This window comes from Micromonospora sp. NPDC005194 (genome assembly GCF_040608335.1).
Taxonomy (GTDB): Bacteria; Actinomycetota; Actinomycetes; order Mycobacteriales; family Micromonosporaceae; genus Micromonospora.
This window is the reverse complement of sequence record NZ_JBEXIA010000016.1, coordinates 80,613-101,729: the sequence shown is the minus strand read 5'-3', so window position 1 is coordinate 101,729 and position 21,117 is coordinate 80,613. Positions and strand designations below refer to the sequence as shown.

Genomic DNA, 21,117 nt, shown 5'->3' with positions numbered 1-21,117 from the left:
GGCCAGCCGGGCCCGCCGCCGTCCATCGGCCAGTGCCGGCTCTGGCGTAGGCAGGCGGAGCCAGGCTGCTGTCGGCCCCCGCGGTGGCGTAGGCAGCCTGGCCACGCTGAAAAACACCTGCAGGTTGCCGGTTTCTAGTGTCGACCGTCCGGGTGCAGCAGAACCTTGGTCCAGCCGTCGGTGCGGGCATCGAAGTTCTGGTACCCCGTGGGCGCCTCGTCCAGCGTGAGTTCGTGGGACACCAAGAACGACGGGTGGGCCTTGCCGGTAGCGATGAGGTTCAGCAGCTGCCGATTGTAGTTCTTCACGTTGCACTGCCCGGTTGCCATGGTCTGCCCCTTGAACCAGAACATGCCGAAGTCGAACGGCACCTTGCCCTGCTTCTGTAGCGGGTCCGGCGCTCCCGGGTCCTGAGGCACGTACACGCCGACCACGCCGATCGTGCCGCCGAACCGCACGGAGTGCACGAGGTTGTTCACCGTCAGCCCCGCCTTCTCCTGGCCACCCGGGTCGTGCGCCTGGTAACCGACGGCCTCACAGCCGCGGTCCGCGCCCATCCCGCCGGTCTGCTCCAGGATCTGGTCGACCGGTGATCCCTTCGAATCGTCGATCGGGATCGCGCCGATCTGCTCCGCCAGGCGCAGCCGGTCCGGATGGCGGTCGACCACCATCACCTTGTTGGCGCCCTTGATGATCGCGGAGTACGCGGCGAGCAGGCCGACCGGTCCGCCACCGTAGACCGCCACACTGTCGCCGGGCCGTACACAGGCGAGCTCGGTGGCGTGCCAGCCGGTCGGGAAGATGTCCGACAGCATGACGTAGTCCTTCTGCCTGCTCATGTCCCGGGCGTCCGGCGGCAGGACCAGACAGTTGAAGTCCGCCCATGGCACCCGCAACAACTCGGCCTGACCGCCGTTGTAGGGACCCATGTCGGCGAACCCGTAGGCCGCGCCGGCCATGCCCGGCGCCGGGTTGGCCACCAGACAGAACGCGGTCAGACCCTGGTTGCAGTTGGCGCAGGACCCGCACGCCACGTTGAACGGCAGGCACACCATGTCGCCGACCTTGACCAGATCGACCCCTTCGCCGACCTCGATCACCTCACCCATGTTCTCGTGCCCGAGCACGCGTCCAGACTCCATGTCCGTGCGTCCTTCGTACATGTGCAGGTCCGAGCCGCAGATGTTCGTCGTCGTAATCCGGATCAGCGCATCAGTCGGTCTCTCGATTCTCGCGTCCGGAACCTCCTTGACGCTGACAGTCCTGGGTCCCTCGTACACGACAGCCTTCATCTGTTTCCCCCGTGAAGAATTCGCTCACCGATGAGCCATGCCAATTCTGGCGTTCACATCCTCGCAGACCGTTGCGACCCTTAAGGGCGGTTTGCGCAGGAGTCTCATGACGCCGGACTGCTGATCGCCCCGTTCTCGGCCTGCCACGACTGTTCGTCCGCGACGCGCTGCGCGATCGCCGCCCATCCGTGGGCGCCCGGGTCAGTACCGCGATCATCCTGGCGAGCGACTGCCGCTCCGGTAGCGCGCTTCTCGGGGACGTCTGCTCTGGTCGCGGAGGCTCTGCCCACGCACTCCGGTGAGAACCCAGCGCACGAGCGTTGGGCGCGCCAACGATCTCCCTGGCGGACCCGGGTGGGGCGGTAGGCGAAGCGGTGGGGGCCGGGCCCGGCGTGGACGGCCGCCCGGTAAGCGGCCGTCCACAGTGGCGTCACGAATGCGGAGGGACTGTTCCCAGGTTCAGCGGTTCGTCACCCCGGTGGCAGAGGCTGGCGGGACCCGCTCGAACCGTACCCGGCTCAGCCATCCCGGGAGGTCACTGAGCACGTACAGCTCGCCGTGCACATCGGGGCCGATCGCGGTCGGCTGGGTGGGGAAGTTGCCGATCGTGGCGGACTCGTAGCCACCCGTGGGCTTGGGGCGGACGGCGAACGCGAGGGTCGAGCAGTAGTCGCTCGCGATGTAGGTCCCGTATGCCTCCGGGGTGGCGGACCCTCGGTACACCACGCCGCCGATCACCGAGCAGTTCTCCGTCATGTAGTGGTCGTACTCGAAGACCGGGTCGGTAAGCCGCACGCCCGGCCGGCACTGCGTCTGGTCGAAGACCGGCGTGCCCTCTCGACAGGACCACCCGAGGTTCGCTCCCCGCTGCGACGGGCGGATGTGGTCGATCTCCTCGACCAAGCCCTGGCCGACGTCGCCGATCCACAGCGAGTTGTCGACCGGGTCGATGGAGAACTTCCACGGGTTGCGCAGCCCGTAGACCCAGATCTCCGGCCGCGCGCCAGGCGTGCGGACGAACGGGTTGTCCGAGGGTACGCAGTAGGGCTTACCCGCGCAGGTGCGGTTGACGTCGATCCGCAGAATCTTGCCGAGCAGGGTGCCGAGGTTCTGACCGCTCTTGAAGGGGTCGTTCGCGTTGCCGCCGTCGCCGAGTGACCAGTACAGGTAGCCGTCGCGGCCGAAGGCCACCTGTCCGCCGTTATGGTTGCCGAACTCGGCGTGCTCCTGGGTGAGCAGCACCTGCAGCCGGTCGGGAGCGCCGAGGGGCACCCGCGCCAGGGTCAGCGTGCCGGCCGGCAGGCTCGTGTAGGCCACGTAGAGGATCCCGGTACGCGCGAAGTTCGGCGCAGGCGTAATGCCGAGGAGGCCGCGCTCGTTGTCCGACGTGTCGATCCGGGCGGTCAGGTCGAGCACCGGCTCTGCCGCCAAGCCGGTATCGGGGTGGTACGCACGGACGGTGCCGCTCTTCTCCGCAATCAGCATCCGACCGTCCGGCAGTCCGGTGAGCGCGATCGGACGCTGCAGGCCGAACGCCAGCCGTTCGGATACCACGGTCAGCTCAGCGAGTGGCGCCGCACGGGTGTGCGATGGGCCGGCTGTCGCAGTGCTGGCCACCGGCGCCGGTGGCACCAGAAGCGCGGACAGGGTCAGGATGAGCAGCCCGGCCAGCATGGTGGCCGGGCGATAACGCCGTCGCTGCATGTTCAGCTCCTCGAGCAGGTGGGTGGGGGCGCGGTGTCGGCGGATACCGGAAGGACAATCCGGCCCAGGGTGCCAACGCGCCCTGGGCCGGAGTGGTGCCGTGCCGTCGGACCTGCCGATCAGGTGATGGTGATGTCGCTGCACCACATGTAGGTCTGGTCCAGGTGTGACGCCCTCCAGATCACGAACAGGATCTGGTTCCCGCTGCGTGCGGGGAGCGAGACGTTGAACGAGATGTTCTGCGCTGGCGCGTAGCGCCCGGTCGTCGCGATCAGGTCGAGGTTGCCCCACCCGAGCCGCTGGGTGGCCGGGTTGAACCCCTGCTTGGTGACGTAGACCTGGAAGTAGTCAGCGCCGTGGCTGGCCTGGTCGTACATCTGGACCGTGAGGTTGCGGCTGACGGTGGTCGTCTTCCATGCCCCGGGCTTGTTCACCGCGTCGTTCCTGGAGAGGGCGTTGCTGCACAGCTGCCCATCGGGCGTGCGGGCCTGGTACTGGCCAGCGAGGCCGTCCCGCAGTTGACTCATCCAGTTCCACATGGTGTCGGGGTTCGCCTGGAACGCTTGCCAGCACATCGGGTCCTGCTGCTGCATGGCCGGGTTCGTGTGCTGGTTGCCCCAGGTCTTCCAGCACTGGTACGCGCGAGTCGCCGGACTGATGACGGTGCCGTGGGCCTGGGCTGCGCCGGTCCAGGGCAGCGTGCCGACCACCATGGCGAACATCAGGACGAGCGCCTGGAGGGACCGCCGGACGGTTGACCGGGGTCGTCCGCCGGATTGGTCGGACCTGTGTGAACGCACTGTTCATCCTCCGTTCCTCGGTACGAGAGATCAGCATGGGAACGCTCCCAAAGCCACTGTTGCATCTATCAACTTAAATATCAATGCTGATCTATCTATAGGTGGATGTGAAGCAAGCTGTCCGGGATCGCCGGATCGGTGACGGGTCCACGGACCCTGCTCGGCGGCCCGGCGTGGTCAGAGCCCGGCTGCGGCGTCGTACCGGCGGCGCTGGTCGGCCATCTCCGTAGCGGTCAGCGCCTCCTCCTGCGCCAACGTCGCGTACTTGGCCGGGAACATCTCCCGCAGCCGATCAACGAACCTGACGTCGGCTGTCGCCTCGACGACCTGGATGCCCGGAGGGTCGGTGGACAGGTCCATGATCAGAGGGCCGGCCAGCTTGACCGCCACGTCCCAGGGACGCTTCTGCTCGGCGACTCCGCAGAGGTGAAAGCCGTAGACCTTCTGGACGTCGGCGAGGGCGGTGGCTTCTGCCGGCTCGTAGCCGTAGACGCGAACCCCGCAGATCACTGGCGGCTTCTCGGTGCTGTTCCCCTGCTGGGCGCTGTGTCCGGCGTGGTTGTGCTGCCCCGGGTCCGCCTGTTCGAGCGTGGTCCGCATCCGGTCCACGATCTGCGCTTGCAGATCCGCCGGCTCCGCCTCCGGGTCGGCCCGGTTGAGCAGTACGACCGCGCCGACCGACACCGCCAGCAGGATCACCGCCGCCCAGAGCGGGCGACGGCCGTACCGCTCCGCGAAACTCTCTCGGGAATCCATGATCGCTTCTCACCTCGTCGCCGGTTCTGATGTGTTGGCAGACCGAATCGGATGCCCCGGCATGTCAGCCGTCGAGCGCGTCGGCCATCGGGGTCGCGTGCCGGGGGATACGTCCGGCGGGGGAATGCCTGCCCGGCAGAGTGCCCGCCGTCCTGGCGATGGCCCGGCGATGGGCCTGCGCGCGTCTGTCACGGCGACGCGCTGCTGCCCCTACGATGCTCCCGTGCTGGCCGTTCTCAGCACGGTTGCCCCCGTGCTGCGGCGATATGAGCCATTCCAGCACGTCTGCGTCCACTCTGGCAACATTGACAAGCGTCAGTGTGGATTCGGCCCCGGGTGGGCGGGGCGGCGGTGATGCGCCGACCGGGCCTCGTGGTGCGCGACGGCTCGGATCCCGGCGCCGACGCTCGGCCGCGCTGGCGCCCCGCGGCCGGTCAGGTCCGGAGCGGCGCCGAAGGCTCACCCGTCGGTTGGTTCCTGCTCAAGCAGGGTCGCGCGGGTCTGCATGAGTGCGAAGCCGAGCAGGTTCAGTCCTCGCCACCGTGCGGGGTCGGCGGCGTGCGGGTGGTCGGCGGTCAGGCCGATGCCCCAGACCCGGTCGAGCGGACTGGCCTCCACGAGCACCCGCTCGCGGGTGCCCAGCAGGTAGGTGCGCAGCGCGGGATGCTGGCCGAACTTCGCCGCGCTGCCGGTCACTACGACGTCGTACCGGTGCTGCTCCCATACCTGCTGGTCGAAGCTGGCGACCTGCCGGCCGAGGGTCTTCGCCGCGTGCGGGTGCCTCACCGTCAGAATCTGGGCGGCCGTCGCCTGGTCACCGAACAGGGTCGCCTTGCGCCACATCATGTAGTGCTCGGTCGTGGGGAAGCGCAGCCCGTCGATGGTGAACGGCGCCGGCCACCACTGACTCAGGCAGCCAGCCCCGATGGCGCCGTCGCGTTGCGGCTGGTGGCCCCAGAAGAACAGGAACTTAACCCGGGCGCCCGAACGCATCTCGCCGGTCAGCTCGGCGACACTGCTCAGTGACGTGGCCATACGGGGGAGTGTGGGGCACCAGCAGGTTCCGCCGCATCGCCATTACCGCGGCGATCTCGTCACGTCACCGTCGGTGTCGCGCTCGTCGCTGGCCCAACACTATCGGCCGCCGGACGCGCAAATCGAATTGATTCGATATAACATCGCGGCAGGGCAGGGTCACTCCGCACGGGCGTACGACGCCAATGCACTTCATCCACCGGGCGATCCGGGCAGCGGCCGGTGGTCACACCGAGGAGAAACGCAGATGAACGACCTACCCGCTCGACCGAAACACCGAACCAGAGGTGCCGCCAGGCTGCTTCTGGGTGGGGCCTGCGCCCTGGCGGTCACCGTGTCCTCGATGGCCATGGCGACCTTCGCCCAAGCCGATCTCAGCGGCCCGCCCGGGACCACACTGCAGGCCGCCGCCGAGCGCAGCGGCCGGTACTTCGGCGCTGCCATGGGGGCGGACCGTCTCAACGATTCGGGCTTCCTGGCCATCGCGGACCGCGAGTTCGACATGATGACGGCCGTCAACGAGATGAAGCCCGACGCGACCGAGCCCAACCAGGGTCAGTTCGACTTCCGTAACGGTGACGCGATCTACAACTGGGCCACCCAGCACGGCATGCGGGTCCGCGGTCACACCCTGGCCTGGCACGCTCAGCAGCCGAGGTTCTGGGGGAGCCTCAGCGGCAGCGCCCTGCGGTCCGCGATGATCAGCCACATCAACGGCGTGATGGCCCACTACAAGGGCAAGCTCGCCTACTGGGACGTGGTGAACGAGGCCTTCGCCGAGAACGGCAGCCGGCGGTCGTCGAACCTGCAGTCCACCGGGAACGACTGGATCGAGGTGGCGTTCCGGACCGCGCGCGCCGCGGACCCGAGCGTGAAGCTGTGCTACAACGACTACAACATCGAGAACTGGACGTACGCCAAGACGCAGGGCGTCTACAACATGATCAGGGACTTCAAGTCCCGGGGCGTCCCGGTCGACTGCGTCGGGCTCCAGACCCACTTCACCGGTGGCAGTTCGCTGCCGGGCAACTTCCAGCAGACGCTGTCCAGCTTCGCGGCCCTCGGGGTCGACGTGGCGTTGACCGAGGCCGACGTCACCAACGCCTCGACCAGCCAGTACCAGGGCCTGACTCAGGCCTGCATGAACGTCCCCCGCTGCGTCGGCATCACGACGTGGGGCATCCGGGACAGCGACTCCTGGCGCGGCAGCGAGAACCCGCTGCTGTTCGACCGCAACAGCAGCCCCAAGGCGGCGTACACCGCCGTCCTCAATGCTCTCAACGCCGCCTCCACCACTGTGCCGGGCACGCCGCCGACCACGACCCCGCCGACCACCGCTCCGCCGACGACTGCTCCACCGACCACCGCTCCACCGACCACCGCTCCACCGACCACCGCTCCGCCAACGACCGCTCCGCCGACCACCGCTCCGCCGACGACTGCTCCGCCGACCACGCCGCCGCCGGGTGCCTGTACCGCGACGTACCGCATGGTCAACAGCTGGAGCGGCGGCTTCCAGGGCGAGGTCACCGTGGCCAACAACGGGTCCGCCGCCCTCAGCGGCTGGACCGTACGGCTGACGCTGGCCAGCGGGCAGACCATCGCCAACGTCTGGAACGGCATCAACACCGGCACCAGCGGGACGGTCAGCGTGCGCAACGCCGACTACAACGGGTCCCTCGGCGCGAACGCCTCGACCACCTTCGGCTTCCTGGTCAACGGCAGCAGCAACGCGGCGCCCGGCGGCCTCTCCTGCACCAGCCCCTGACCGGCGACACGTACCAACCCGCCGCCTCAGGACGCTGACCCGGCCCGGAGCCACCGGCTCCGGGCCCGGGTGCCGTCGTGGTCGGGTCGGACCCGGTCTACGCCGGTCGACCGGCTGCCGGTCGGACGCTTGCCGATGCTCCTGCCTCGTCTCGGGACCCGCTGGTGGGAATCCACTGCCGGCCGACTGAAGCGGACCACTTCGCGTACGCCGATATATATCTATCTAACCGGAGTCGATGCGGCCGTGCCGGAATGGCTTGAATCGCCGCGGCGCGGGCAACCGCGCAGCGGTGCGAGCGGAAGCACGGCAGCATCGGATGGCCGGAAAGTGCCTGCTGGCCCGGCCCGTGTGGTGGGGGACCAGCCGTCCTGGAGGATGACCATGCGCAATTTCCTCGCGGCGCTCAGCGCCACCCTGATCCTCGGCGCCGCAGTCGGCAGCGTTCCGGCCGGCGCGTCGGGCGCCTCCCCGCCCTCGTGCCCCCGCGGCCTGCTCTTCTGTGAGGACTTCGAGCGACTGCCTCCCGGAGGCCCCAGCACGTTGAACTGGGGCATCGACACCCGCCACGGCACGCTCACCGTCGAACGTGCCCGTCGCGGCAACCAGGTGCTGCACATCCACACGGTCGACAACGGACGCGCCTTCCTGCGCGTCGACGACTTCGCCGCGCCGGGCAACCGCTTCTACGGCCGGATGCGTCTGCGCGTCGATGCCTTCCCCACCGCCCCGGACTGGGCGCACTTCACACTTGTGGAAGCGACCGGCACCGGCAGCGCGGAGGTCGTCCGTCCGATCGGTGGCCAGTACGCGCCCACGGTCCCCGGAACCTTCTGGGGTATCGGCGCCGACGGCGGTCCGACCGGCGACTGGACCAACTGGCGGGAGTCCGCCCCGGTCGCCGAGGACACCTGGCAGTGCTTCGAGTGGAAGATCGACGCGGCGGACAACCGCGTCGCGGTGTGGATCGACGGCGTGGCGAACCCGGAGCTGACCGCCTCCACGAGCGACCACGGTGGCAACGACGTTCCCTTCGTCCTGCCGACGGTCGACACGGTGAAGATCGGCTGGCAGCTCTACCAGGGCGGCACGACACCGGGCGAGTTCGACCTCTGGATCGACGACATCGCCCTTTCGAGTAAGCGGCTCGGCTGCTGACCTGTTGCCCTCGGCTGGCTCGGCGGCTCTCGACACATGTTGTCGCGATGCCAGTTCCGATGAGCGTCCCTGCCGGGGTGCGGCTTTGCTACCGCACCCCGGCAGCGGCGTCGCCGGGCGGGTCAGGCCGAGAGGGGAAGCACCAGCTTCCCGACGGTGTGGCCAGTTTCCACGGCCGCCACCGCCTCCACGCGCGGGTCGAAGGTGAACGTGAGTCGCGCCTAGTGCGGAGCGACTGCCTCGGTGGCAGCAGCCGGGGGCGTGAACCGCGGATGAACAGCGTCCGCACGGGTCCAGAAAGCCACGGCGCGCGTCGTAGGCGTTTCCGTAACCCGCTGCTTCGTCGACGACCAGCGCCACAGCCGAATGAGCGCCGCCTGCCTTGGCGTCGGCGACCGGCCCATCGCTGGAACCGGCAGGCGTTCATTGGCAACGGAGCGATTGCCATCCGTTCGTGCGGTAGATCCCGAATTAGCTGCCTGGCCGGCCTATTCCGGTGGTGGTTGGCGGCGGATGACCAGGAGGGCGATGTCGTCGTTAGGGTGCTCCTCCGCGGTCGTGGCCATGATGTGGTCGCACAACGCCTCGGCTGGCCTGGACCGCACAGCGTCGGAGAGGCGCTCGATGCCGGTGTCGATCAGTTCGCTGCGGCGTTCGACCAGTCCGTCGGTGTAAAAGACGAGCGCCGCGCCCGGCGGTAGGTCCACAACGGTGGTGCGGCGGTTGGTTGATGGTCGGCCCACACCGAGTGGCCGGTCTACCGTCAGGTTGACGGGCTGGGTGGGTTGGCCGGGGACAGCCAGCAGCGGCGGTAGATGGCCTGCGGAGGAGAGGTGCACCCGCGTGCCGTCCGGTGCGATCAGGGCGTAGACGGCGGTGGTGAATTTGCCCGCTTCGAAGTGGTGGATCTTGCGGTCGAGGGAGGTCAGTGCCTGGGCGGGATCGTCGGAATCGAGGGCGTAGGCACGTAGCGCGCTGCGGATGCGTCCCATGACGACGGCGGATGGCAGCCCGTGGCCGGAAACGTCGCCGATGACGGCGCCGACCCAGCCGGAGGGCAACGTGAACACGTCGTACCAGTCGCCGCCGATGCCCAGGTCGTGACCGGGTACGTACCGGGCGGCCAAGTCGAGGCCGGGGATGTCGGGTAGCTTGCCTGGTAGCAGGCTGTGTTGCAGGGCCAGCGCTGCCTGCCGGTCGAGGGCCTGCGCTCGGGCCTGTCCTGCGAGGCTGGCACGATCGGCAACGAGCTGCAACAGCTGCACGTCGTCGGGGCCGAACTGGCGCAGGGCCAGGGAACCGACGTGTAGTACGCCGACGAGGTTGCCGTTGGCGAGCATGGGCACGCCCAGCAGGGCTCGTATGCCGGTGGCGAGCAGGATGGGGTTGACTACGTCGTCGGGCGTGACGTTGTGAATCGTGACCGGCGCGCGTGTCGCCGCCACTCGGCCGGCGAAGCCGCGTCCGACCCGGATGCGGAAACCGCGCCGCACTTCCTCCTCCAGGCCCTTGGCCGCTGTCGCGACGAGTTCGCCGGTGTGGTCGTCCAGCAGGAGGATGGTGGCGGTATCGACCTCGAGTAGGTCCCGGACCCGGTCGAGTAGCTCGTCGAGTAACTCGGTGATGTTCAGCCCGGATAGGGCGGCGTCGGTGATCGCCTCGATACGTCGCAGCCGCTCGTCGTTCGTCATCAGCTCGGGATCGGCCACCCAGGCAGCCTAAACGCTGGCACGTCGTCGATGGCACGTCCGGAGGAGAGCAGGAGTATCCCGCCTTTGACGTGGGGTACCTTCTGATGTCACATCGACGCGCTCATCGTCCGGCGAGTCCGTTCTGGAAGGCTGTCCGCCTTCGTGCCACCGGTAAGGTCACCGGCTCCACGTCCGACAGGGAGGGGAAGCAGTGGCTAATCCACCGTTGAACCAGCATGCCCCTGGCGCGGGGAAGGCCTTGTTTTCGTCGTCGTTCACCGTCGTGGATTTGACCCGGGTTCGACACGAGGTGGAGGCAGTCAGTCGCCGGTGCGGCCTCGACCGTGACGAGGTTGAGAACTGGGTTATCGCGGTCAACGAGCTGATGATCAACGTGATTCGGCACGGGGGTGGCAGGGGTGGGCTACGCCTGCTCCTGGAGGGGCAGCTCACCTGTGAAGTCACCGACCAGGGGCCGGGCTTCAACACTGCTCGTTACGTTCCCTGCGCCCAACGACCGCCTCTGTCCGACGCGGGAGGAATGGGCCTGTGGGTGGTCGGGCGAATGGCCGACTACGTCCTCGTCGACAGCGGGCCCGCAGGCACCACCATCCGCATCGCGGCACGCACCCGCGACACTCTCAGATAGCGTTGCCGGCCCGGGGCCTGAGGTTGTCCCTGCTGCTGCACGGGGTGCCGCACCTAGCGCGCGAGGTACACCAGGCAACCGACCACGTGGCGGACGGGTGTTCGTACGGCGGATCACCGGCGGCGGCGGGCCATCCACTGCCAGATGTGGGTGCCGTTGCGGCTCGGGTCGTTGCGGGCCACGTAGATCCAGGACCAGTGACCGGGGAACTGGTAGCCGTTCCAGACGACGTGGTCGTACAGGGTGATCAGTGATCCGCCGATGAGGTCGTGGGCGTGGATCGTGTTGGTCTCGGGTGGCACGGTGTCGTCGTCGCGCGAGGCGACCAGCCAGGTCGGGGTGTGGATCCTCGACAGCTCCGCGTCGGTGATCAGCGGCGGGCCCTCCCCGCCGAGCGGCTCGACGACCCCGCAGATCGGCACCGACGCGGCGAACAGGTCGGGATAGGCGACGGTCATCTCCAGGGACATGTAGCCGCCGTTGCTGCAACCGACCACGTAGATCCGGTCGGGGTCGACCCGCTCGCGGCGTACGAGGTCCTGGACGATCTCACGGATCAGCGGGGCGAACCGGGGGCCGTCCTCCATCCAGTAGGAGGTGCTCTGCGGAGCGACGACGTACGCGCCGGAGAAGATCCGTTGAGCCTCCGGCGTGGCGAAGCCCAGCGCGCCGCGGTTGGCGCGCAGCGTGGTCTCGTTGTCGTAGTAGTCGTCGGGCAGCGAGGCGCCCTCGCCGCCGCCGTGCAGCCAGAGGATCAGTGGCAGCCGACCGTGCCGGGGCGATCGCTTGGGGGAGTACAACCGGTACTTCAGGCCCGAGCCCGAGACGTGGTGGCTGAAGGCGTCCACCTCGGGGTTCGACAGCCGCCCCTGCACGAAGCGCGTGATGGTGACCGGCGGGCCGTGTCGCCGGACGAGCGGGGTGTTCTGCGTGATGGTGTAGACGAGGTCCAGTCGGACGTTACGGCCCCTGCTCACGATGTAGCCGAGGGTGCCACCGCCGAGTTGACCTTCGGCGGTGCTGAGCTCCAGCACGACGTTCCCGTGCCGGTCGAGCCGGGCCGCGGTCACCGTGCGGTCCAGGTCGTACTCGCTGAAGATCAGGTCACCGGGAGCGATCGGGATCGGGCTGGTGGCCTTGGCATGCACGGTGAACGTGCCGGGGGTGAGCCCGGCGGGGTCGATCGGCCCGAGCCCGCTGGTGTCGAGGGTGACCGAGGTGACCTGCTCACCGCCGTCGAGCGTTCTCGCGTCGAGGGTGAAGCTCACGCTGGCGCTGGGGTGGCCACCGGCGTGGGCGGCGGGGCCGGGGAGCGCCAGGCCGATGGCCGCACCGGCGCCACCTGCCAGGACGCTGCGGCGAGTGACAGACGTGGACATGTGGCCCCCGTACCTATGTGTAGACGTTTGTCGATGAAATCCCAACGTAACGCCGCGGAGATCCGCTGGCAACCGCTGTCGCTGAGGGCGACCAGGGCGCCCGAGGTGGTTGGAGCTGCGTTCGACGTGCTCACTGGCGGTCGTGCCGCACGCCATCGACCCGCGGTGCCGCCGTGCCGGTTTCCGTCGTGATAGGCGGCGAAACGTCGGCATTGGCGCGTGGTGAACGACGGCTATCCGGAACGGGGCTCCTGCGTCGATCATTGCCCGGAGATAGACATGAGTCACTCTCACCTCCTGGTGTAACGCCCGGGCGCGGAGGGCGAGACGTCGGCACCGGAAGCCGGGCGTACCGAACGGCCCGACTCCGCGTCCCCGGAGGATCGCCATGCCTCGTCCCGCTCTCCGTAACCGGCTCGCGGCGTTCACCGCCGCCGCCCTGACCGCGAGCGTCCTGACGGTGACCCCGCCCTCACCGGCGCTCGCCGCCAGCACGTTCGCCGCCAACGACTACTGCCTCGGCCAGTGCGCCGACATCCTGCCCCCCGGGCAGAACGGCAACGCCACGCTGGTCGCCATCCTGGCGCACCAGGCGCTCGGCACCCGCCCGGCGCACTCCAGCGACCAGCTCGACGAGTACGCGAACCTGGTCTACAACTACGCCGGGCTGACCGACGAGCAGATCGCCCACTTCTACAACGACGCCTCGTTCGGCGTGCCGGCCGCGCAGGTGGAGAGCACCGTCTCGCCGCGCGCGGACGTCACCATCGTGCGGGACAAGGCCACCGGCGTCCCGCACGTCACCGGCACCACCCGCGCCGGCACGATGTTCGGCGCGGGCTACGCCGGGGCCCAGGACCGGCTCTGGGTGATGGATCTCCTGCGCCACGCCGGTCGCGGCACGCTCACCTCGTTCGCCGGCGGCGCGCCCGGCAACCGGGAACTGGAGCAGAGCATCTGGGCCAACTCGCCCTACTCCGAGGCGGACCTCCAGGCCCAGGTGGACGCGCTGCGCACCAAGGGCGCCCGGGGTCAGCAGCTCTACACCGACGTGGTCGACTACATCGCCGGTATCAACGCCTACATCGACAAGTCGATCGCCGACGACAACTACCCGGGCGAGTACGTGCTCGCGGGCGCCGGCAAGCCGACGCACTTCACCATGACCGACCTGATCGCCACCGCCGGTGTGGTCGGCGGGCTCTTCGGCGGGGGAGGGGGCAGCGAGATCCAGTCCGCGCTGGTCCGGGTGGCCGCCCGGGCGAAGTACGGCACCACCGAGGGGGACCGGGTCTGGGCGGCGTTCCGGTCGCAGAACGACCCGGAGACCGTACTCACCCTGCACGACGGGCAGAGCTTCCCGTACGGGGCGACGCCGCCGGGCGCGACCAGCGCGGTGCTCCCCGACGCCGGCACGGTGGTCGCCGAGCCCCTCGCCTACGACGCCAGCGGCGGGGCCGCCGCCCGCACCGGCGCCAGCACCGCCACCCAGGGGCTGCTCGGCGGCGTGTCCAACCTGCGGGCGCACGGCATGTCCAACGCGGTAGTGGTCTCCGGGCGGCACACCACCACCGGCAACCCGGTCGCCGTGTTCGGGCCGCAGACCGGCTACTTCGCGCCGCAGTTGCTGATGCTCCAGGAGCTGCAGGGCCCGGGAATCAGCGCGCGCGGCGCCGCGTTCGCCGGGCTCAACCTCTACGTGCTGCTCGGCCGGGGCCAGGACTACGCGTGGAGCGCGACCTCCGCCGCACAGGACCTCACCGACACGTACGCGGTGCCGCTGTGCACCACCGACGGCAGCGCCCCGACGCTGCGCACCAACCGCTACCTCTACCACGGGCAGTGCCTCGCCATGGAGGCGCTGGAGAAGCGCAACTCCTGGTCCCCGACGCTTGCCGACTCCACCCCGGCCGGGTCGTACACCCTGCGCGCGCTGCGCACCAAGTACGGGCTGGTCGCGTACCGGGGGCTGGTGAACGGGCAGCCGACCGCGTTCACCAAACTGCGTTCCACCTACCGGCACGAGGCCGACTCGGCGATCGGCTTCCAGGCCTACAACGACCCGTCGGCGATGGGCAGCGCGGCGGCGTTCCAGGCGTCCGCGGCCAGCGTCGGGTACGCGTTCAACTGGTTCTACGTCAACTCGACCGAGGCGGCGTACTTCAACTCCGGCTCGAACCCGGTCCGTCCGGCCACCGCCGACCCGAACCTGCCCACCAAGGCCGAACCGGCGTACGAGTGGGCCGGCTGGAACCCGGACACCAACGACGCCAGCTACACCCCGGCGGCGGCCCACCCGCAGTCGGTCAACCAGGACTACTACGTGAGCTGGAACAACAAGCAGGCGCGGGACTTCGGGGCCGCGGACGGCAACTTCAGTTTCGGCTCCGTACACCGGGCTCAGTTGCTCGACGGTCCGGTGCGCGCCGCGATCGCCCAGCGCAAGCTCGGGCGCGCCGACGTCGTCAAGATCATGGCGGACGCGGCGGTGACCGACCTGCGGGGCCAGCAGGTTCTCGGCGACCTGCTGCGGGTGCTGGACAGCACGCCGGTCACGGATCCGGCGCTTGCCGACGCGGTGGGCAAGCTGCGGGCCTGGCAGCAGGCCGGCACCCGGCGGGTGGAGACGTCCCCCGGCTCCAAGGTCTACCAGCACGCCGACGCGATCCGGATCTTCGACGCCTGGTGGCCGCTGCTGGCCTCGGCGGAGTTCCGCCCCGGCCTCGGGCCGGACCTCTACGCCGCGCTTGTCGACGCCATCGAGGTGAACGAGGCGCCGTCGGGCGGCCAGAACGGCGCGCGCGACGGCACGGCGAGCTGGGCCCTGCAGGGGCAGGCGCACAAGGGCTCGTCGTTCCAGTACGGCTGGTGGGGCTACGTCGACAAGGACCTGCGCACCGTCCTCGGCGAGCCGGTGGCCGGTGGGCTGGGCCGCACGTACTGCGGCAACGGCAACCTCGGCACGTGCCGGCAGGCCCTGCTCGACGCGCTCGGCCAGGCCGCCGCGGTGCCGGCCACCACCGTCTACCCCGGAGACAAGTCCTGTGGGGCCGGCGACCAGTGGTGCGCCGACTCGATCGCCCAGTCCGGGCTCGGCGGCATCACCCACCCCCTGATCGCCTGGCAGAACCGTCCCACCTACCAGCAGGTCGTCTCGTTCCCGGCACGTCGGGGCGACGACGTCGCGAACCTGGCGCAGGGTCGTCCGGCCACCGCGTCGAGCACCCAGTTCCTGACCAGCTACACCCCGGACAAGGCGGTCGACGGCAGCCTCGGCAGCCGGTGGGCCAGCAGTTACAACGACAACCAGTGGCTGCGGGTCGACCTCGGCGCGGCCCGCACCGTCAGCCGGACGGTGCTGCGGTGGGAGTCCGCGTACGCCACCTCGTACCGGATCGAGGTCTCCGGCGACGGCAGCTCCTGGACGCCGGTGTTCGCCACCACCACCGGCAACGGCGGCGTCGACAACGCCACCTTCGCCCCGGTCACCGCCCGCTACGTGCGGGTGTACGGGGTAAAGCGGGCCACCTCGTACGGCTTCTCGCTCTACGAATTCGAGCTGTACGGGAAGTGATGTCGCCCGGAGGGGCGGCGGGGATCACCCGCCGCTCCTCCGGACGTGCCCGTCGACGAACTGGTTGCACCAGCGGGCGGCTCCTCGCCGGCCGCTCGTGCTGGTGGCGCCAGCGAAGTGGCTGCCGCGCCGGCAGGTCACCGCGAGCGAGATGCCGAGGTGACCTGCCGGGCGCGGGTCAGGCGACAGTGCCGTGGACCTCCAGCTCCCACAGCGAGTAGCCGTACGCGGGCAGGGCCCGTTGGGTGCCCTGGACACGCAGGTAACGACCGGTGGCCGAGATGGCGATGTCATCCACGCCGCCGTCGCCGGTGGTCGTGGTGTGCACCGGTGACCAAATGACGTTGTCCGGGGAGACCTGGACCTGGTACGCCCGCGCGTACGCCGCCTCCCAGGTCAGCCGTACCCGGTTGATGGCGGACGTGGCCCCGAGGTCGACGGTGATCCACTGCGGGTCGGCGTACGCGCTGCCCCAGCGGGTGGTGGCGTTGCCGTCCACGGCGTTGGCCGCCACGTGCGTGCTGCCCGGCTCCACGCTGGACGCGGTGACCGGCCGGCCCCGGGACAGCAGGGTGCCACCGGCGGCGGTGCCGTAGACGTTGAGGTCCCACAGTGAGTAGCCCCACTGGGTGGCCCGCTGGGTGCCGTACACCCGCAGGTAGCGGCCGGTGCCGGTGACCGTGAGGTCGTCGACGCCGCCATCTCCGGTGGTCGTGGTGTGCACCGGTGACCAGGTGACGTTGTCCGGGGAGACCTGGACCTGGTACGCCCGCGCGTACGCCGCCTCCCAGGTCAGCCGCACCCGGTTGATCGCGTACGTGGCCCCGAGGTCGACGGTGATCCACTGTGGGTCGGCGTACGCGCTGCCCCAGCGGGTGGTGGCGTTGCCGTCCACGGCGTTGGCCGCCACGTGCGCGCTGCCCGGCTCGACACTGGACGCCGTCACCGGCCGGCCCCGGGCCAGGTCGGTGACGGGTGGCTCGCTCGGCCCGTCCGTCCTGATCCGCACGTTGCGGTAGTTGATGTCCATGCCGGCGCCGTCGTTCTGCACCCCGAGGTAGCCGTTGGCGATGGCCCGGCTGCTGACGTAATCATTGATCTTGATTCCGTTGAGCCAGATCTCGACCCGCTGACCGTGCACGCCGATCTCGTAGGTGTTCCAGGAGCCGGGTGGGTTGAGCGCCGCCGCACGGGCGGCCTGGTTGGGTGCCTGGAGGCTGTAGACGCTGCCGGTGGTGCGCGTCGGGTCGCCGTCGGTGGCGTCGATCTGGATCTCGTGACCGGCGTTGACCGGGCCCCACGGGTCGCCCTGCGGATCGGGGAATCCGATGAAGACCCCGCCGTTGTCGTCGCCCGGCATCATCCAGTCGACCTTGAGCGAGTAGTTGGCGAACGTGCGCACCGGGTACCAGAGCAACCCCATGCCGCCGTTCGACGTGAGGGTGCCGTCGGCCAGGGTGAAGCCGCCCGGCCCGGCCTGCCGCCACTGCCCGAGGCTGGCCTGGGTGCCGTCGAACAGCGGGGTGTAGCCGGGCTCCGGCCGGCAGTCCGCCGCCACCGCGCCGGCCGCCACCTGAATGCCGCCGAGCAGCATGCGGGTGAAGTTCGGATCGGTGTAGCTCTGCTCGGTGTGGCCGAGGCCCGTGTACCAGGAGCGTCCGCCGCCGTAGCTGTGGCACCAGGTGATCGGGTGGTCGCCACCCATCGACCCACCGGAGTACGACGACTCGTCGAGGCTGGCCAGCACCTTGACCGCCGAGCGGGGGTTGGCTCGGTAGTTGTACCACTCGTCGGTGCGGGTCCAGGTCGGCGGCAGGTGTGCGGTGGAGGCGTTGGCCCGGTCCTCGACCCGGACGGTCGCCTGCTGGTTGGCCGGGTGCGAGGCGAAGTACGCCCCGACCAGGCCGCCGTACCACGGCCAGTCGTACTCGGTGTCGGCGGCGGCGTGCACCCCGACGAAGCCACCGCCAGCGGCGATGTACGCCTCGAACGCGCCCTGCTGGGTGGCGTCGAGCACGTCGCCGGTGGTGCTGAGGAAGACCAACGCCTGGTACTGAGCGAGGTTGGCCGTGGTGAAGGTGGCCGCGTCCTCGGTGGCGGTGACGGTGAAGCCGTTCGCCGTACCGAGTTGTTGGATGGCGGCGATGCCGTTCGGGATGGAGGAGTGCCGGAAGCCGGCGGTCTTGGAGAAGACCAGGACCTTGCTCAGCGGTGCGGCCTCGGCCGGGGTCGGTGCCACGGCCGTCGCGCCGGTGGCGACGGTGAGCCCGGCGACCACGGCGGCGGCAACGGCGGCGATGAGGCGTCTGCGCATGGGGGCTCCTTGCGGGAGAGCGGGCGGACGGGTCACGGCAGGGTCCAGTTCTGCGCGGAGGTGCCGTTGCAGTCGTAGATCTGCAGCTGCCGCCCGTTGGTGGGGGTGGAGGCGGGGATGTCGAGGCACCGGTTGGCCTGCGGATTGCGCAGACTGCCCGCGGTGCCGGTCACCCACTGCTGGGCCCCGGTGCCGTTGCAGGTCCACAGGTGGATCGGGGTGCCGTTGGTGGTGCCGCTGGACTTCACGTCCAGGCACTTGCCCAGGCTGCGGATGGTGCCGTCGCCGGGCAGCGTCCACTGCTGGTTGGTCGCGCCGGCGATGCAGTCCCACATCTGGACGCTGGTGCCGTCGGCGGTCGCGCCGGCGTTGACGTCGACGCACTTGCCCATTCCCCGGATCGGGCCGGTGCGGGGGCCGCTCGCCGGGGTGCTCACCCCGGCTCCGGTGAACGTGTAGCTGTCCAGGTCGAGCAGGGCTCCTCCAGTGCCGCCGGTGAACACGACGTACAGGTCGTGGGTGTTGTCGTCGGGCCTGGTGACCGGCGCGCTGATCTCGGTGTAGTTGTCCCAGCCGCCGGTGTTGGGCACGGTGACCCGGGCGATCTCGGGACCGGTCGGTGAGTCGTACCGGAAGGAGGCGACGTTGCCGGCCTTGTCCGAGGAGACCCGGGCCCGGATGCCGGTGATGCCCTTGAGGCTCACCGCGTGGTGCCGGACGTACTCGCCGTTCTGGATGTCACCGAGCCGCCGGCCGCCCTCGGCGCCTCCCGCGTTGATGACCTGGGGCCCGTGCAACGAGACGTAGTGCTCGGCCTGCCACTGCTTGGGCCAGAGGGTGACGTCCTTCTCGGCGGTGAGCGGCACGGTGCCGGCCGCGCCCCGGTCGGTGTAACCGGCCCGCAGCAGGAAGAAGAGCACCGAGTCCGGACCGGCGTGCACCGGTCCGGTGTTGACGGTGAAGCCGCAGCCGGTGCCCTGGCCCTCCTCGTGCGCGTGCTCCTGGTGGCCGAGGGCCGCCCGGATCGTCACGTTCGCGCAGGGGATCGTGCCGTCCTGGGCGTCGGCGGCGGTGGCGGTGGCGGTCAGGTTCTCGTCCCAGGAGAACAGTCCGCCGTTGGGAATGCCGTTGAGGGCGACGGTGGGCCGGGTGTTGCCCACGACGACGGTCACCTGGGTGGTGCCGGACCGGCCGGTGCCGTCGGAGACCGTGAGCCGGGCGCGCTTGTCGCCGTTGCTGGCGTACGTGTAGGTCGGGTTCGCGGCGGTGGAGTCGACGGTGCCGTTGCTGTCGAAGTCCCACGCGTAGGTCAGCGGGTCGCCGTCCGGGTCGGTGCTGCCGGCGCTGGAGAAGCTGACCGTCAGCGGGCTCAGGCCGTTGTCCGGGGTGGCCGACGCGACAGCGGTCGGAGACCGGCCACCGGCGACGTAGTTGATTTTGTAGAGGCCGGCGGCGGCATCGCCGGAGAAGTAGCCGTTGCCGTACTCCAGCAGGTAGAGAGACCCGTCCGGCCCGAACTCCATGTCGATCGGGTGGACGAACGACATGCCGGCCAGCACCGGCTCGATGACGGTCGGGTTGCCGGTACGCGCGTTGCCGTTGTCGAACTGGACCTCCTTGATCCAGTTACGGCAGTACTCGGTGATGACCAGCTTGTTGTCGTAGTACTGCGGCCACTTCACGTCCGAGGCCAGGTTGGGGTCGTAGTGGTAGACCTCGGCGTGGTTGGGCGAGCCGCAGCCGCCCGGGCTGTCCAGGGCCGGCCACTCCCGGCTGCCGCCGTGCTGCTCCCAGACCAGCGCGCCCCGGGTCGGCGGCAACTGCGCAAGGCCTGTGTTGCGCGGCGAGTTGTTCACCGGGCCGGTGCTGCCACCGCACGGGAACCAGCCGCGCGGTGAGTTGGTGGCGAAGTCCCAGTCGTTGTAGGCGACGTTGGGGCCGCCGCAGTACGGCCATCCGTGGTTGCCCGGCGCGGTGGCCCGGTTCCACTCGTCGTACGCCGCCGGCCCGCGGTTGGCGATCGTCGCTCCGGCGTCCGGCCCGACCTCGCCCCAGTAGAGCGTGTTGCTGCTCTTGCGGTCCACCCACAGGCGGTACGGGTTGCGCACCCCCATCACGTAGATTTCCGCACGGGTGCCGCTGGTGCCCGCGGCGAAGAGGTTGCCCGTCGGAACGGTGTACGTGCCGTTGTCCTCCGGGTGGATGCGGTTGATCTTGCCGCGGAGGTCGTTGGTGTTGCCCGAGGTCCGCTGCGCGTCGTACTGGGCGTCGCGGCTCGTCCGCTCGTCGATCGGCGCCATGCCCGCCGAGTCTCCACCGGAGTTGGTGTTGTCGCCGACGGCGAAGTAGAGGTTCTCGTTGCTGTCCCACGTCATCGAGCCCGCCGAGTGGCAGCAGAGCCGGCGCTCGGTCGGCCACTCGATCAGCCGGGTCTCACTCGCCGGGTCGAGCACCAGCGTGCTCGGGTTGAAGGTGAACCGCGAGATGCGGTTGACCAGCGGCGTCGTGGCCGGCGAGTAGAACAGGTACACCCAGCGGTTCGTGGCGAACCTCGGGTGCGCGGTGATGCCGATCAGGCCGTCCTCGAATCGGGCGTCCAGTTGCAGGGTCAGCGCGACAGTCGTGGTGCGGGTGGCCGGGTTGTAGAGACGTACCTGCCCGCCGCCGGAACTGGTGCCCCGGTTGATGTAGAGCACCTTGGCGTCGGGCAGGACGGACAGTTCGATCGGCTCTCCCATGGAGAGCCCACCGTCGAGCTTGACCTTCTCGAACTGGGTGGTCGCGGGTGGCGCCGCGGCCGCTGGCGGTGCGGCGACGGTGACCGCCACCAGGATCGGCAGGAGGCTGGCGAGAATGGCCAGGACAACGGCCGCGGTGAGGCGCGGACGTGGTGTGAGCATGGCGTACTCCGGGGTCGGGGTGGGCTGGACGGTCGGGCACGCGCGCACCGGTGGGTGCGCGTACGCCAGGGCGGATGGACAAAGCCGGGCCGCCGAC

Annotated in this window: 13 protein-coding genes; 4 read left to right on the top strand and 9 right to left on the bottom strand. The window is 69.6% G+C overall.

Annotated features, from left to right (window positions below; genetic code table 11):
• Positions 1 to 134 precede the first annotated feature (134 nt).
• The 5 genes from ABZU53_RS16430 to ABZU53_RS16410 form a co-directional block, all read right to left on the bottom strand.
• Positions 135 to 1,292, bottom strand: a complete 1,158-nt coding sequence (locus ABZU53_RS16430; protein ID WP_354857730.1) for a glutathione-independent formaldehyde dehydrogenase — start codon at positions 1,290 to 1,292, stop codon at positions 135 to 137.
• Between the two features lie 459 nt (positions 1,293 to 1,751).
• Positions 1,752 to 2,996: a PQQ-dependent sugar dehydrogenase gene (locus ABZU53_RS16425; RefSeq protein WP_355066582.1), complete on the bottom strand. Its 1,245-nt coding sequence runs from the start codon at positions 2,994 to 2,996 to the stop codon at positions 1,752 to 1,754.
• Between the two features lie 119 nt (positions 2,997 to 3,115).
• Positions 3,116 to 3,718 (bottom strand): lytic polysaccharide monooxygenase, encoded by a 603-nt coding sequence (locus ABZU53_RS16420; protein ID WP_354857725.1) that lies wholly within the window; start codon positions 3,716 to 3,718, stop codon positions 3,116 to 3,118.
• A gap of 255 nt (positions 3,719 to 3,973) precedes the next feature.
• On the bottom strand, positions 3,974 to 4,552 hold the full coding sequence (locus tag ABZU53_RS16415) for a hypothetical protein (RefSeq protein ID WP_355066581.1): 579 nt from the start codon (positions 4,550 to 4,552) through the stop codon (positions 3,974 to 3,976).
• 459 nt (positions 4,553 to 5,011) lie between these two features.
• Positions 5,012 to 5,587, bottom strand: a complete 576-nt coding sequence (locus tag ABZU53_RS16410) for an NADAR family protein (RefSeq protein WP_355066580.1) — start codon at positions 5,585 to 5,587, stop codon at positions 5,012 to 5,014.
• 343 nt (positions 5,588 to 5,930) lie between these two features.
• Here ABZU53_RS16410 and ABZU53_RS16405 point away from each other — a divergent pair, with 343 nt between their 5' ends.
• Positions 5,931 to 7,355 carry an endo-1,4-beta-xylanase gene (locus ABZU53_RS16405; RefSeq protein WP_355066579.1) on the top strand — a complete coding sequence of 475 codons (1,425 nt, stop codon included), beginning with the start codon at positions 5,931 to 5,933 and terminating at the stop codon, positions 7,353 to 7,355.
• 384 nt (positions 7,356 to 7,739) lie between these two features.
• Positions 7,740 to 8,513 carry a hypothetical protein gene (locus tag ABZU53_RS16400; RefSeq protein ID WP_355066578.1) on the top strand — a complete coding sequence of 258 codons (774 nt, stop codon included), beginning with the start codon at positions 7,740 to 7,742 and terminating at the stop codon, positions 8,511 to 8,513.
• A gap of 488 nt (positions 8,514 to 9,001) precedes the next feature.
• On the opposite strand, the gene ABZU53_RS16395 is transcribed toward ABZU53_RS16400, so the two are convergent.
• Entirely contained in the window at positions 9,002 to 10,222 is a 1,221-nt protein-coding gene (locus tag ABZU53_RS16395) for a GAF domain-containing SpoIIE family protein phosphatase (protein WP_355066577.1), read from the bottom strand.
• Positions 10,223 to 10,415: 193 nt separating this feature from the next.
• Between ABZU53_RS16395 and ABZU53_RS16390 the strand changes: the two genes are divergently transcribed.
• On the top strand, positions 10,416 to 10,853 hold the full coding sequence (locus ABZU53_RS16390) for an ATP-binding protein (protein WP_355066576.1): 438 nt from the start codon (positions 10,416 to 10,418) through the stop codon (positions 10,851 to 10,853).
• 113 nt (positions 10,854 to 10,966) lie between these two features.
• Here ABZU53_RS16390 and ABZU53_RS16385 read toward each other — a convergent pair whose 3' ends face one another.
• Positions 10,967 to 12,232 carry a PHB depolymerase family esterase gene (locus tag ABZU53_RS16385; RefSeq protein ID WP_355066575.1) on the bottom strand — a complete coding sequence of 422 codons (1,266 nt, stop codon included), beginning with the start codon at positions 12,230 to 12,232 and terminating at the stop codon, positions 10,967 to 10,969.
• Positions 12,233 to 12,620: 388 nt separating this feature from the next.
• Here ABZU53_RS16385 and ABZU53_RS16380 point away from each other — a divergent pair, with 388 nt between their 5' ends.
• Positions 12,621 to 15,806 carry a penicillin acylase family protein gene (locus ABZU53_RS16380; RefSeq protein ID WP_355066574.1) on the top strand — a complete coding sequence of 1,062 codons (3,186 nt, stop codon included), beginning with the start codon at positions 12,621 to 12,623 and terminating at the stop codon, positions 15,804 to 15,806.
• Between the two features lie 178 nt (positions 15,807 to 15,984).
• Here ABZU53_RS16380 and ABZU53_RS16375 read toward each other — a convergent pair whose 3' ends face one another.
• Together ABZU53_RS16375 and ABZU53_RS16370 are read right to left on the bottom strand one after the other, a co-directional pair.
• Positions 15,985 to 18,120, bottom strand: coding sequence for a ThuA domain-containing protein (locus tag ABZU53_RS16375; RefSeq protein ID WP_355066573.1), 2,136 nt, complete (start codon positions 18,118 to 18,120; stop codon positions 15,985 to 15,987).
• 32 nt (positions 18,121 to 18,152) lie between these two features.
• Positions 18,153 to 21,020 carry a ricin-type beta-trefoil lectin domain protein gene (locus tag ABZU53_RS16370; protein WP_354857704.1) on the bottom strand — a complete coding sequence of 956 codons (2,868 nt, stop codon included), beginning with the start codon at positions 21,018 to 21,020 and terminating at the stop codon, positions 18,153 to 18,155.
• Between the last annotated feature and the right edge of the window lie 97 nt (positions 21,021 to 21,117).

Coding starts and splice junctions, on each gene's coding strand:
- ABZU53_RS16430 (WP_354857730.1), bottom strand. CDS start 1,292: ATGAAGGCTGTCGTGTACGAGGGACCCAGGACTGTCAGCGTCAAGGAG.
- ABZU53_RS16425 (WP_355066582.1), bottom strand. CDS start 2,996: ATGCAGCGACGGCGTTATCGCCCGGCCACCATGCTGGCCGGGCTGCTC.
- ABZU53_RS16420 (WP_354857725.1), bottom strand. CDS start 3,718: ATGTTCGCCATGGTGGTCGGCACGCTGCCCTGGACCGGCGCAGCCCAG.
- ABZU53_RS16415 (WP_355066581.1), bottom strand. CDS start 4,552: ATGGATTCCCGAGAGAGTTTCGCGGAGCGGTACGGCCGTCGCCCGCTC.
- ABZU53_RS16410 (WP_355066580.1), bottom strand. CDS start 5,587: ATGGCCACGTCACTGAGCAGTGTCGCCGAGCTGACCGGCGAGATGCGT.
- ABZU53_RS16405 (WP_355066579.1), top strand. CDS start 5,931: ATGGCCATGGCGACCTTCGCCCAAGCCGATCTCAGCGGCCCGCCCGGG.
- ABZU53_RS16400 (WP_355066578.1), top strand. CDS start 7,740: ATGCGCAATTTCCTCGCGGCGCTCAGCGCCACCCTGATCCTCGGCGCC.
- ABZU53_RS16385 (WP_355066575.1), bottom strand. CDS start 12,232: ATGTCCACGTCTGTCACTCGCCGCAGCGTCCTGGCAGGTGGCGCCGGT.
- ABZU53_RS16380 (WP_355066574.1), top strand. CDS start 12,621: ATGCCTCGTCCCGCTCTCCGTAACCGGCTCGCGGCGTTCACCGCCGCC.
- ABZU53_RS16375 (WP_355066573.1), bottom strand. CDS start 18,120: ATGCGCAGACGCCTCATCGCCGCCGTTGCCGCCGCCGTGGTCGCCGGG.
- ABZU53_RS16370 (WP_354857704.1), bottom strand. CDS start 21,020: ATGCTCACACCACGTCCGCGCCTCACCGCGGCCGTTGTCCTGGCCATT.